Source organism: Portibacter marinus, assembly GCF_021533195.1.
Lineage (GTDB): Bacteria > Bacteroidota > Bacteroidia > Chitinophagales > Saprospiraceae > Portibacter > Portibacter marinus.
Map to the genome: position 1 here is coordinate 51,555 of NZ_JAJNKB010000001.1, position 11,532 is coordinate 63,086.

General features: G+C 39.0%; 13 protein-coding genes. 7 read left to right on the plus strand and 6 right to left on the minus strand.

The features are described from left to right. The first annotated feature begins 88 nt into the window (after window positions 1-88). Window positions 89-814 carry a type IX secretion/gliding motility protein PorT/SprT gene (gene porT / locus L2567_RS00230; protein WP_235295668.1) on the plus strand — a complete coding sequence of 242 codons (726 nt, stop codon included), beginning with the start codon at window positions 89-91 and terminating at the stop codon, window positions 812-814. Window positions 815-820: 6 nt separating this feature from the next. Here porT and L2567_RS00235 read toward each other — a convergent pair whose 3' ends face one another. Then, a complete protein-coding gene (locus L2567_RS00235) occupies window positions 821-1,411 on the minus strand; it encodes an acyl carrier protein phosphodiesterase (protein WP_454824037.1) in 591 nt (196 codons plus the stop codon). A gap of 71 nt (window positions 1,412-1,482) precedes the next feature. Here L2567_RS00235 and ychF point away from each other — a divergent pair, with 71 nt between their 5' ends. Together ychF and L2567_RS00245 are read left to right on the plus strand one after the other, a co-directional pair. After that, window positions 1,483-2,580 (plus strand): redox-regulated ATPase YchF, encoded by a 1,098-nt coding sequence (ychF, locus tag L2567_RS00240; RefSeq protein ID WP_235295670.1) that lies wholly within the window; start codon window positions 1,483-1,485, stop codon window positions 2,578-2,580. After that, window positions 2,573-3,133 (plus strand): pseudouridine synthase, encoded by a 561-nt coding sequence (locus L2567_RS00245; RefSeq protein ID WP_235295671.1) that lies wholly within the window; start codon window positions 2,573-2,575, stop codon window positions 3,131-3,133. The genes ychF and L2567_RS00245 overlap by 8 nt, the downstream gene beginning before the upstream one ends. 46 nt (window positions 3,134-3,179) lie before the next feature. Here the strand turns inward: L2567_RS00245 and L2567_RS00250 are convergent, their stop codons facing one another. Together L2567_RS00250 and L2567_RS00255 are read right to left on the minus strand one after the other, a co-directional pair. Further along, window positions 3,180-4,169: a pyruvate dehydrogenase complex E1 component subunit beta gene (locus L2567_RS00250; protein ID WP_235295672.1), complete on the minus strand. Its 990-nt coding sequence runs from the start codon at window positions 4,167-4,169 to the stop codon at window positions 3,180-3,182. Window positions 4,170-4,199: 30 nt separating this feature from the next. After that, window positions 4,200-5,543, minus strand: a complete 1,344-nt coding sequence (locus tag L2567_RS00255; RefSeq protein ID WP_235295673.1) for a UDP-N-acetylmuramate--L-alanine ligase — start codon at window positions 5,541-5,543, stop codon at window positions 4,200-4,202. Window positions 5,544-5,871: 328 nt separating this feature from the next. Between L2567_RS00255 and ytxJ the strand changes: the two genes are divergently transcribed. Genes ytxJ through L2567_RS00275 form a run of 4 tightly spaced genes read left to right on the plus strand, consistent with a single transcriptional unit; the run spans window position 5,872 to window position 9,072 of the window. Then, window positions 5,872-6,225, plus strand: a complete 354-nt coding sequence (gene ytxJ, locus L2567_RS00260) for a bacillithiol system redox-active protein YtxJ (RefSeq protein WP_235295674.1) — start codon at window positions 5,872-5,874, stop codon at window positions 6,223-6,225. Then, window positions 6,212-6,880, plus strand: a complete 669-nt coding sequence (gene mnmD, locus L2567_RS00265) for a tRNA (5-methylaminomethyl-2-thiouridine)(34)-methyltransferase MnmD (RefSeq protein WP_235295675.1) — start codon at window positions 6,212-6,214, stop codon at window positions 6,878-6,880. The genes ytxJ and mnmD overlap by 14 nt, the downstream gene beginning before the upstream one ends. A 29-nt stretch (window positions 6,881-6,909) precedes the next feature. Further along, a complete protein-coding gene (locus L2567_RS00270) occupies window positions 6,910-7,722 on the plus strand; it encodes a hypothetical protein (RefSeq protein ID WP_235295676.1) in 813 nt (270 codons plus the stop codon). 30 nt (window positions 7,723-7,752) lie between these two features. Next, entirely contained in the window at window positions 7,753-9,072 is a 1,320-nt protein-coding gene (locus L2567_RS00275) for a dicarboxylate/amino acid:cation symporter (RefSeq protein WP_406626640.1), read from the plus strand. 7 nt (window positions 9,073-9,079) lie between these two features. On the opposite strand, the gene msrB is transcribed toward L2567_RS00275, so the two are convergent. The 3 genes from msrB to rimO all read right to left on the minus strand — a co-directional run bounded on the left by msrB (window position 9,080) and on the right by rimO (window position 11,477). Then, entirely contained in the window at window positions 9,080-9,568 is a 489-nt protein-coding gene (gene msrB, locus L2567_RS00280; protein ID WP_406626641.1) for a peptide-methionine (R)-S-oxide reductase MsrB, read from the minus strand. Window positions 9,569-9,717: 149 nt separating this feature from the next. Beyond that, a complete protein-coding gene (locus tag L2567_RS00285) occupies window positions 9,718-10,161 on the minus strand; it encodes a hypothetical protein (RefSeq protein WP_235295679.1) in 444 nt (147 codons plus the stop codon). Next, entirely contained in the window at window positions 10,158-11,477 is a 1,320-nt protein-coding gene (rimO, locus tag L2567_RS00290; RefSeq protein WP_235295680.1) for a 30S ribosomal protein S12 methylthiotransferase RimO, read from the minus strand. The genes L2567_RS00285 and rimO overlap by 4 nt, the downstream gene beginning before the upstream one ends. Window positions 11,478-11,532: the final 55 nt, after the last annotated feature.

The window sequence follows — 11,532 nt, forward strand, 5'->3', positions numbered from 1 at the left end:
TTTTAGCATTCCGTGTTGTTTTTTGTAATCTGAACAATAGGCAGTCTTTTTGCACCGTTCCACATCAGTACGAATAAGTTGAGATTCAATGAAAATTAGTTTTTGGTTTAGGTCAATGGTTTTGCTGGTACTTATTTCCGGCGTATTTTGTCAGGATGGTTGGTCTCAATATATCAGTAAGAACAATTATAACTATTTCGATTTTCAACAGAAACCCTATTATTTTGGAATCACCTTGGCTACCAATTTCTCAGGATACAGACTGGGACACTCTAAAAAATTCATACTCAACGATAGTGTAGCAATCGCTGAATCCAGCTTGACACCGGGTCTGAGTGTGCATATGATTACCAATGTGAAAATTGGTGAATTCTTTGACTTTAGATTTACGCCGGGGTTTGCATTTTCTGAGAGAAATTTGCTTTACAAACAAACGCTTGGAGTAGATAATGTCAATAGAAAGAGATTTGAATCCGTCTTTTTTGAAGCCCCCTTTGCAGTCCGATATAAATCATTGCCATACAGAGACAAACGAATGTTCGTAGTTGCAGGTTTGAAGTATTCTTACGATGTCGCTTCTACCTCGAATTCCAGGCAAGCGGCAGAATTGGTCAAAATTTCTCCGCACGACTTTCAGGTGGAAGGCGGTTTTGGCATGCAAATGTTTTTCGATTACTTTATATTTTCGCCAGAAATTAAGGTTTCTCAGGGAATCGGTAACACATTAATTTATAACGATAATATCATCGAATCTCGGGTGTTGGAGAAGCTGCTCTCCAGGGTATTCACCATATCTTTCCATTTTGAAGGTTAATAATCGTTACCTAAGCTCACTTTTACAGAATGTCCTCGACATCTCTACCACCTCAGGGAAAAAAGAATGAAATTCAGACTCAAAAAGCGCACGCTCATTTCTCAACTGTTGAGCTGCAGCTTCAAAATTTGAAGCAAATTTCGCTCTTCTGTCGAGACTCCTTAGTGCCCTCTTCAGCCCATTTTCGTCTCGGTACTTTGTCAGGAAATCATCCGCTACCATCAATGGAACTCTTTGCTTTAGTTTATCAGGCAAATCTGTCATTCTTTGATAAAGTGTCAGATATGCGTCCCTGGTAAAATCTTCAAGCGCTCGTTCATGATATTGATCCCAATTTCTGGCTAAAATATTATCATACAAGATATCGATCACCACTGGCGCATACTTACCGTGATAGTTCCTGAGCCTTTTGGTCCCTTTTCTTACCATCTCATGATTGTCTGTAAAACTGTCTATCATTCGATGGAGTTGTATGCCTTTCTGAATTTCAGGAGAATACTCGGAGACCTGCCGATTGGTTATGAAATCAGCCATAAAATTTCCCAAAAGGATATCTTCATCGTTGCAGGAAAGAAATATATGGGCAAGAAAATTCATGGACTAAAGTAGTTGATCTTTAAATTTAAGATATCTTTGCGGCTCTTTTGAAAATTGGTAAATTATAAAAAATGGCACTTAAGTGTGGAATCGTAGGACTTCCAAATGTAGGCAAATCAACCTTATTTAACGCATTAACTTCTGCAAAAGCCTTAGCGGCTAATTTCCCTTTCGCAACGAAAGAACCCAATATAGGCATGATCACTGTACCTGACAAGCGATTGGATAAGTTGGCAGATTTGGTAAAACCTCAGAAAGTAGTTCCTACTACCGTGGAAATTGTGGATATCGCCGGATTGATCAAAGGAGCTTCACAAGGAGAAGGTCTAGGCAACCAATTTTTAGCAAATATCAGAGAGGTAGATGCCATTATTCATGTTGTTAGATGTTTTGAGAATGATAATGTAATCCATGTTGAGTCAAGCGTGGATCCGGTAAGAGACAAGGAGATTATTGATACAGAACTCGTTTTAAAAGATTTAGAAACTGCCGAAAAAGCATTGGAAAAACTAAAAAAGGCTGCTAAAGGTGGAGACAAGGCTGCTGTCAAAAGAATGGAAATCGGACAACGAATATTTGACCATCTGGCCGAGGGAAATTCTGCAAGAGATCTTGAAATTGGAGAAGGCGAACAAGAGATCTTTAAAGAAATGTCGCTATTAACGGCAAAGCCAATTCTTTATGTTTGTAATGTTGATGAGGGCTCAGCAGTGGATGGCAATGACCATGTAGCCAGATTCAGGGAATTGATTAAGGATGAGAAAGCCGAAACCCTGCTGATCAGCGCGGCAATTGAGGAGGAAATTGCAGAATTACAAGACTATGAAGAAAAAATGGAATTTGTCAGTGAGATGGGACTTTCTGAACCAGGTACCGTTCGACTTATTTTAGCCTCCTACACCTTGCTAAATCTGATAACTTACTTTACAGCAGGAGAAAAAGAAGTACGTGCCTGGACCATCACACGAGGCACCAAAGCACCTGGAGCTGCTAGTGTGATACACACCGACTTTGAAAAGGGGTTTATACGGGCAGAAGTCATAGCATATGAGAATTTTGTAAAATACGGTTCTGAAGCTGCAGTCAAAGAGGCCGGAAAAATGCAGGTGGAGGGTAAGGAGTATGTTGTGAAGGATGGCGACGTCATGCACTTCAGGTTCAATGTCTAAAACTTACAAAATTTACAAGCCTTATGGCTATCTCAGTCAATTTACAAAGGAGCACGATAGTCACAAAGTGCTAGGTGATCTATTTGACTTTCCATCTGACGCCTACCCCATTGGTAGATTGGACAAGGATAGTGAAGGACTTTTACTGCTCAGCAATGATAAGTCGCTAACGGATAAAATTTTAAATCCAACGCGCAAACTTGATAAAACCTATTATGTGCAAGTGGAAGGATTACTGAAATCACACTTTCTAGAAAAACTTCGAAATGGGGTCAAGATCAAGATTAAAACCGGTCAATATCACCAAACGCTTCCCTGTAAAGTGGAAATCATACCAGAACCTGAACTTCCTCCAAGAACACCACCCATCAGAGAAAGAAAGTCCATTCCAACATCCTGGGCTAAAATAATACTACGCGAAGGAAAGAACCGACAAGTAAGAAAAATGTTTGCCATAGTAGGATTTCCTGTGCTTAGATTGGTACGCTACTCCATTGGCGATAAAACAATTGAGGGCATGGATGTGGGAGATGTCATTCAAATAGAAATATAATCATAACATTGATCTGTTATCACCAAAATGTACTGAAGTCCTTGGATCAATTTTTAATGTACATCACTTCTTTTACTGCCTTAACAACCTTATCGACATTAGGTAAATATTCTTCTACAAAAGTAGGCGCATATCCCAGTGAAGTATCGGCTGAATTCACACGAGTCACCGGAGCATCAAGATAGTCAAAAGCATACTTTTGCACTTCATATCCGATTTCCGCTGCAACGCTGCTAAATGGCCATGATTCATCCACAACCACAAGTCTATTGGTTTTTTTGACAGAATCCACAATGGTTTTATGATCCAACGGCCTGATCGTTCGAAGGTCAATCACCTCAGCAGAGATACCCTCTTTTTCTAGTTCTACGGCAGCATCCTTAACCACTTCCATCATTTTATTGAAAGAGACCAAGGTAACATCTTTTCCCTCTCGCCTGATGGCCGCTTTTCCAATTGGTACTAATAAATCCTCATCTTCAGGAACAATACCTTTGTGTCCATAGAGCAATTCACTTTCCATAACGCAAACCGGATCATCGTCCCTTATAGCAGACTTCAACAAACCTTTGGCGTCAGCAGGGTCGGTACAGGATACGACTTTCAAACCGGGAACTGAAGCCATCCAGGCTTCAAACATTTGTGAATGCTGTTGCGCCAATTGTCCTGCAGAACCAGAAGGCCCTCTGAATACAATGGGACAATTAAATTGACCACCTGATTGAGATAGTGTTTTTGCTGCATTGTTCACGATCTGATCAAACGCCAGTATGGCAAAATTCCAGGTCATAAATTCTACGATAGGTCTTAATCCATTCATTGCAGCACCTACTCCAATTCCTGCGAAACCAAGCTCTGCAATTGGGGTATCTATCACACGTTTAGGACCAAACTCTTCCAGCATTCCTTTGCTCACCTTGTAGGCTCCATTGTACTCAGCGACCTCTTCTCCCATGAGAAAAACGGTCTCATCTCTCCTCATTTCTTCGGTCATAGCTTCCCTTAAGGCGTCTCGTAGTGCTAGTTCTCTACTCATAATTCCTGCAATTTTGGATGGCGAAAATAATCATAATTGTTGGATTAGGATTCCTTTCACGTTGATTTTATCGAAATTCCCTGATGACATCAAAACTACAACACTATTGCTTAGTTCAAGTTCAGTCAAGACTGCACTAAATTCCTCTTTATTATTGAGCACTTGAAGACCTTCGTGCGCAAAAGCATTTTCAACCTCATTTTTAGTCAGGGGTTTCAGATTTTTTACCTTTAAAGTATGCTCTGAATAATAGACATAGGCTTCATGGGCATCATCCATTGTGTTTTTATATTTAGGCAGGAATTTGTGGTTTAGGCTACTATAGGTATGTAGCTCTAAAATCGCGATCAGCTTCTTAGATTTATAATGCTCTTTCAAAGCTTGTAAAGTTGCACTCACTTTAGAAGGTGCATGCGCAAAATCTCGATATACAATACTATCATTACCTTCTATCAACAATTCCATCCTTTTAGAAGCTCCTCGAAATGTAGAGATAGCAGCAAAAAAATCTGCTGATGTAATTCCGAGTTCCTGACAAACTTTTAATGCGGCCATCATATTTGCCCTATTGTGATGACCAAAAACTTTAATTCTATATTGCTTATTGTCATAAGAAATATTACCATTTTCCAATTTGGGGAGCGCTTCATAAAATTTAATGTTTCTGACTTCACTAAATTGATTGGCTAATTTCTCAAGTTTGAAATCATCTTTGTAAGAGAAGATTTTGGACTGACGGGAATGAGATTGAATGAAGTTTTCAAATAAATCATCATATTCTTTTTCGGATTCAAATACATTGATATGATCCCAGGCAATTCCAGTAATGACCGAAAGGTCTGGTTGATAATGGATCATCTTCGGCCTTGAATCTATGCAGGAGCTTAAGTATTCGTCTCCTTCTATGACGATTAAAGGTGCATTGGATAAGCGAATCATCTCATCAAAACCATCCAACTCCGCTCCAATCAGATAATCAAAGTCAAAATCTCTGTAATTTAAAACATGCATAATCATAGCTACAGTTGTAGTCTTTCCGTGTGAACCTGCCACTACAATTCTCTGCTTTTCTTTCGACATTCTATAGATAAACTCAGGATAGGAAAGTACTTCCAATCCCAGTTCCAGAGCATGTTGAAGTTCAGGATTATCTTTTTTAGCATGCATTCCCAGAAGAACAAAATCTACTTCATCAGAAATTCTTGCTCGATCCCACCCTATCTTATCCGGTAAGAGTCCGGCCAACTTCAATTTAGATCGCGAAGGCTCATAGATTTCATCATCTGAACCTGAAACTTCGTGGCCATCGGCTTTGAGCAAGAGTGCCAGGCTATGCATAATTCTTCCACCAATAGATATAATATGTACTCTCATAATTGCAAAGAAAATGAAATTATCAAGAATCAAATAAGGGCAAAAGTTGATTTAGGAGTCCTTAATACGTAGAACGGCACAATTTGTGGGATTTTAATTAAATTAAAATTTGTAATAAAGTATTTGAACTAATCGTTTAGCTTGATAGTTCATTCACTGTAAAAGGTAAAACATGAAATCAAAGGTATCTAGAAAAGTTGCGGGATTTTTTGCAATGTTGATGTTATTAGGCGTATTAAGTTCTTGTAACAGAGGTGTAGGCTGTCCCAGTGCTTTTAAGGTTGTATCTGATGTTGTTACTATTATAAAGTAATTTTCAATCGTCTTTATGGAGTGGAATTCAATTGGTTCTGCGGATGATATCCGTGGAATTATCGAATTATCTAATTCTAAACCTCAAGTTATATTTAAACATTCGACCACTTGTCCGGTGAGTAGCATGGCTAAAATGCGCGTGGAGGACAACTGGTCCGTTGTAAACAAGGATCTTGATTTTAATTATCTGGACCTCCATCGTCATCGAGACATTTCTCAAATGATCGCTACAGAGTTGAATGTGCATCATGAATCTCCTCAAATTATTTTGTTGGTCGATGGTGAAGTCATTTACGATGCATCTCATTTCGATATTACCATTCAAGAACTGAACGAATCCTTGGATTTTCATTTTGACAAAAAATAACAAAATCGAAATCACGGCAGATGGCTCGCACTCCATTTTCTCAGAGAAATTTCAGGCTCTTTATCATTCAAAGCACGGTGCTATACAAGAAAGCCAGCATGTCTTTATAGATTCAGGACTGAAATATCTTGAGAAGCAACAAGTCAATATTTTAGAAATGGGATTTGGCACAGGACTTAATGCCTTATTGACTTATATATATGCAGCAGAAAGTGGTCTAAAAATCTACTATGAGACCATTGAGGCTTATCCAATAAAAATGGAAAAGGTCAGAGCGCTCAATTATCTGGACCAATTGAATAGAAAAGATCTGACGAAGATCTTTCATGACATGCACAATTCGGAATGGAATGAAGCCCATACTTTTGATGATTTTACCCTTAGAAAAGTACAGGCCAAAATTCAAGAAGCTTCTTTCAGTGGTCAGTTTGATTTAGTCTACTACGATGCATTTGCGCCACTGACTCAGGAAGAGTTATGGACCCCTGAAATTTTTAAGAAAATCGCTTCATACCTCAACCCCAATGCCGTCTTAGTCAGTTACTGTTGTAAAGGTAGTTTTAAAAGAGCACTTAATGCTTCGGGATTTACGATAGAAAAAATACCCGGGCCTCCGGGCAAGCGCGAGATGATTAGAGCTACTTTTCGAACATAGCAGAAGTCCTAAATGTTTCAAAAATAAAAATGAGTCTGATAAGATCATATGTGACCAATCCCGAATTTCTCAGAGCCGCTTACCTTGATTTCAATCTGCAATTGGCTAATGCTCTTTCTTCTCACGTTCGCTTCATCATCCATCAAAAAGAACTTTACGAACCAACCATTAGCCCCATTATAGGCAGTGGGCTTCCTCAGCTGGAAGTGGATCAAACTGACAAATTACGACTCTCATTGGAGCAATACACTGCTGGTCATGCCAATGCAGATTTTCATCTGAGTCAAGATGTTTTTGCTGAAATTTTCAGTAATGCTGATGCCTCGAAAGAAGTCATTTTACATACTTTTTCCGGTAGAGACGCTGATTTTGTGATCCACAATGTTTATTCTGATGATGCTCTTGATGCAGCATTTGATCACATATCCCCTGCTTTATTTATTCCTGAAGATCTTGAATTCAGCAACCCGGATCATATACATGTTCTACTTTTCTCAGAAGATCTTCATTCTGATTTTACCGGACTTTTATCAATGACGAAGGCATTTAACGCTAAGTTGCACTTTATTATTCAGCAACCTAAGAAAGACAGTAGAACAGATTCCATTCTGGAAAAAATAGCGAAAGCAAATCAAATTCAACTGAAAGATTTTAGGTTTTCCGCCAGGTTTGTAGAAAGAATAGATGATGGTATTTTAGATGCCATTCAAGCTAATGACAAGTCCATGCATTGGATTGTATTCCAACACTCATTTTTGATCAAAGACTTTAATAACAAGTCTTTAAATGTGAATATGTACGACTTACTGGCTGAAGCTAAACATCCTATTGTAATTGTGTAATTTTTTCCTATTTTACCTTCGTAAAACAGAATTATGAAGGTTGCATTGCATTGGCAGATATTAATAGGAATGGGTCTAGGAATTGCTTTTGGCATAGTCATGTCATTTCTGGGATATAATGATTTTGTCACAGATTGGATTTCTCCATTCGGTACCATTTTCATCAGTTTGTTGAAAATGATTGCGATTCCACTAATCATTGCTTCCCTTATAAAAGGTATATCTGACCTGGAAGACATTGCAAAATTTTCAAAAATCGGGATACAAACAATTGTCATCTATGTGTGCACCACCATCATAGCTGTAACCATAGGGCTTTCCGTTGTGCACATTATTATGCCCGGTAATGCGGTTTCTGAAGAGACCATCGCTGATATTCTCGAGGATAATGGTGGAGAAGCGGACACGAAAATCACTGCAGCCTCCATGACTAAGGATCAGGGACCTCTTCAATTTCTGGAGGATTTGGTACCCAGTAATGTCATGGAATCCATGAGTGATAATGGATCAATGTTAAAGGTCATTTTCTTCGTGGTATTTTTTGGCATTTGTTTGTTGCTTATCGAAAAGAAGCATCGAGAACCCTTGCATAACTTTTTTGTGGGTTTGAATGAAGTGATATTGAAGATGGTCGATATCATTATGCTTTATGCTCCGTATGGCGTGTTTGCGTTATTGGCCAATCTGGTAGTGAGTACAACCAATCCAGATCTGTTTATAGCCCTGGGCATGTATGCTTTAACCGTTGTCCTGGGTCTGGCTCTTATGCTTTGTGTTTACCTGATCATCGTGAAAACAGTTACAGGTAGATCTCCACGATTCTTTTTTAATGGTATAGGTCCTGCTCAATTGGTTGCATTTTCAACCAGTTCAAGTGCTGCCACCTTGCCCGTGACTATGGAAAGAGTAGAAGAGCATTTAGGGGTTGAAGAAGAGGTCACCTCATTTGTATGTCCGGTGGGTGCCACCATCAATATGGATGGTACCAGCCTATATCAAGCAGTAGCTGCAGTATTTATTGCACAAGCTCTGGGATTTGATTTGAGTATTGGCATGATAGGTACCATCTTGGCAACTTCAGTTCTGGCCTCCATAGGTTCGGCAGCGGTTCCAGGAGCTGGACTTATTATGTTAATTATAGTATTACAATCCATAAACTTTCCAGCAGACAAACTAGCGATTGGCATAGCAATGGTAATGGCCGTTGATCGTCCTTTAGACATGTTGCGCACCGTCATTAACATCTCGGGTGATGCTACTGTTTCAATGGTGGTTGCGAAACGAGTCGGAAAACTGGGAGATCCCCAAGTTAAAGATTGGGACGATCACTATCAGAAGGAAATCAGTTAATCAGATACTACTTAGGCTCAAAATCCAATGCAATAGCATTGATACAATATCTGAGACCAGTCGGTTTCGGTCCGTCATTGAATACATGACCCAGGTGACCGTCACATCTTGCACAAAGCACTTCCGTACGAACCATTCCAAATGAACGATCATCTTCTTCTGCTACATATCCTTCCTTGATCGGTTCATAAAAGCTAGGCCATCCGGTACCAGATTCGAATTTAGTTTCCGAAGAAAATAAAGGCAATGCACATGCTGCACATACATAGGTTCCTTCTTTTTTATTATTCAACATCTCAGTAGCGGAAAAAGCTCGTTCTGTACCCTTTTCTCTCAATATATAGAACTCTTCGTCTGTCAATTCTTCTTTCCATTCTGCTTCACTTTTCTCAATCTTTTCTATATCTACTTTAACTTGGTCTTGTTCTTTCACCACTTCCTCCTTGTCGACTTTACTTGACTTTACATTTGTTTTCTGTGTATTACATGCCGACATAAGCATAACCATACTTAATAAAAACAATAATTTTTTCATAATATTCAAATTAGTTAAACGGTACAATCCGTATCATAGTAACCACTTAAGTATCTATTTGTTCTGAAATGTAGAGTTTGTAAGGCAAGAAATAGGGAATCAATGTATTTCTATTGCTCACCCCTCAACCTCTTATCTTGCTTTATGGCAATCTCCACGATCCTTCTCATTAAACCAATGATCGAAATAAAAATGAGATAACTGAAGGAGAAAATCAATATAATCCATTTGATTGATGCACTGTCATTTATTCCTATTCCCGACAGGTATGTGGAGACAAAAATGGATACTGCAGCCACTGTGATAAAAGAAGTGATACTATAGGACCAATATTTGGTTTTTTCCGTCGTATTGAGAAAAAATATAGCATTGGCCAGGCCAAAAAACAAAAGAAGAGTCAGTGAAATTTCCCATGAAATTGTATTGGTAAGTGCTACTCCAGCTTTTTGGATCAGCCACGCCACTAAATTAAAAATCAAATTAGCTCCTAAGGCAACCCCTGCCTGCTTGAAAGGACTAACCTCCTGCTGTAAGATTGTTTTCTTCTTGTTCATGATGATGTAACAACTGGCTCCCCATAAAGATCATATTCTTCAGCATCAATAATCGTTAGTTCACAGAAATCACCAATTCTTAAGAAATGTTGTGAAGCTTCAACTAGCACCTCATTATCCACTTCGGCGGAATCTGATTCAGTTCTGCCAACAAAATAACCACCTTCCTTTCGATCAATCAATACTTTGAATTGCTTACCGATTTTTGCTTCATTTTTAGCATATGAAATTTCCTGCTGAATGGCCATAAGTCTATTGGCGCGATCCACCTTTATCTCTGGAGAAACATCATCATCCATCAAATGCGCCGTCGTATTTTCTTCATGAGAGTATTGGAAAACACCCAATCGTTCAAACTGCATCTCCTGGACAAAATCACACAAATCTTCAAAATCTTCCTCAGTTTCACCCGGAAATCCCACTAACATTGTTGTCCTAATGGTGATATCCGGGATAATAGACCTGATATCATTGATCAATTTAGTGGTCTCCTCGCGTGTCACTTGCCTTTTCATAGCTGCCAAAACATTGTCAGCTGCATGTTGTAGAGGAATATCCAGATAATTACAAACCTTCGGTTGGCGTTTCATGGTGTGAATGATGTCCAAAGGAAATTTACTGGGGTAAGCATAATGTAACCTGATCCACTCAATGCCATCTACTTCACATAAAGCATCAAGCAATTGAGGTAAAGCTCTCTCTTTATAGATATCAAGACCATAATAGGTCAGTTCCTGTGCAATCAAAATCAACTCTTTGACTCCGATCCTCGCCAAATTCCTGGCTTGAGCAACCAGATGCTCTATGGGTTGAGAAATGTGTTTTCCTCGCATCAGCGGAATGGCACAAAAACTACATTTTCGATTGCAACCTTCCGATATTTTAAGATACGCAAAATGCTGCGGAGTGGTCGTCACTCTTTCTCCTATCAACTCATGTTTGTAGTCAGCATTTAATTTTGCCAATAAACCCGGCAACTCCATTGTACCGAAATAAGCGTCTACTTCTGGTATTTCTGCCTCCAGGTCATCCTTATACCTCTGTGAAAGACAACCGGTAACATAAAGTTTTTCGATATTTCCTGCCTTTTTCTCCTCAGCATAACTTAAGATGGTGTTGACACTCTCTTCCTTGGCAAGGTCAATGAATCCACAGGTATTCACAATAACAATATCTGATCCCTCATCTGTTTCATGACTCACCTCAAAATCATTTCCCCTCAATTGTGTAATGATATTTTCTGAATCAACCAGATTCTTGCTACATCCTAAGGTCACCACATTGACCTTCTCTTTTCGTAACGTTTTCGTTTTCATCGCCGCAAATATAGGTATACCAACATGAAACATTGTCTAATTGTTAAACGTTTAG

Excerpts from the sequence above, each read along its gene's own strand:
- ychF (WP_235295670.1), top strand. The coding sequence starts at position 1,483 with ATGGCACTTAAGTGTGGAATCGTAGGACTTCCAAATGTAGGCAAATCA.
- ytxJ (WP_235295674.1), top strand. The coding sequence starts at position 5,872 with ATGGAGTGGAATTCAATTGGTTCTGCGGATGATATCCGTGGAATTATC.
- L2567_RS00250 (WP_235295672.1), bottom strand. The coding sequence starts at position 4,169 with ATGAGTAGAGAACTAGCACTACGAGACGCCTTAAGGGAAGCTATGACC.
- L2567_RS00255 (WP_235295673.1), bottom strand. The coding sequence starts at position 5,543 with ATGAGAGTACATATTATATCTATTGGTGGAAGAATTATGCATAGCCTG.
- L2567_RS00270 (WP_235295676.1), top strand. The coding sequence starts at position 6,910 with ATGAGTCTGATAAGATCATATGTGACCAATCCCGAATTTCTCAGAGCC.
- msrB (WP_406626641.1), bottom strand. The coding sequence starts at position 9,568 with ATGTCGGCATGTAATACACAGAAAACAAATGTAAAGTCAAGTAAAGTC.
- rimO (WP_235295680.1), bottom strand. The coding sequence starts at position 11,477 with ATGAAAACGAAAACGTTACGAAAAGAGAAGGTCAATGTGGTGACCTTA.
- L2567_RS00235 (WP_454824037.1), bottom strand. The coding sequence starts at position 1,411 with ATGAATTTTCTTGCCCATATATTTCTTTCCTGCAACGATGAAGATATC.
- L2567_RS00245 (WP_235295671.1), top strand. The coding sequence starts at position 2,573 with ATGTCTAAAACTTACAAAATTTACAAGCCTTATGGCTATCTCAGTCAA.
- porT (WP_235295668.1), top strand. The coding sequence starts at position 89 with ATGAAAATTAGTTTTTGGTTTAGGTCAATGGTTTTGCTGGTACTTATT.
- L2567_RS00285 (WP_235295679.1), bottom strand. The coding sequence starts at position 10,161 with ATGAACAAGAAGAAAACAATCTTACAGCAGGAGGTTAGTCCTTTCAAG.